Origin of the sequence: Pseudomonas sp. SIMBA_041, assembly GCF_046535095.1 — a bacterium.
Lineage (GTDB): Bacteria > Pseudomonadota > Gammaproteobacteria > Pseudomonadales > Pseudomonadaceae > Aquipseudomonas > Aquipseudomonas mucoides.
Window position 1 is genome coordinate 1 of sequence record NZ_JAWRXJ010000826.1, and the last position, 243, is coordinate 243.

A 243-nucleotide genomic window follows, 5' to 3' on the forward strand; every position below is an offset into this window, starting at 1 on the left:
TCCATGGGGAGTGGCCCGAAAGCAGAGCGGCCCGGAGAGATCCGGGCCGCTGGAGGGGTTACAGGTCGCCGTAGCCCAGCGAGCGCAGGGCGCGCTCATCGTCGGACCAGCCGCCCTTGACCTTGACCCAGAGGTTGAGCATGACCTTGGCGTCGAACAGCACTTCCATATCTATGCGCGCATCGGAACCAATGCGTTTGATACGCTCGCCCTTGTCACCGATGATGATCTTCTTCTGGCCAT

The 243-nt window shown here is 61.7% G+C and carries 1 protein-coding gene; it reads right to left on the bottom strand.

Features of this window, described 5'->3' with window-relative positions:
- Positions 1 to 58 precede the first annotated feature (58 nt).
- On the bottom strand, positions 59 to 243 hold a 185-nt coding region (locus SB725_RS33440; RefSeq protein ID WP_410923728.1), incomplete at its 5' end, for a KH domain-containing protein.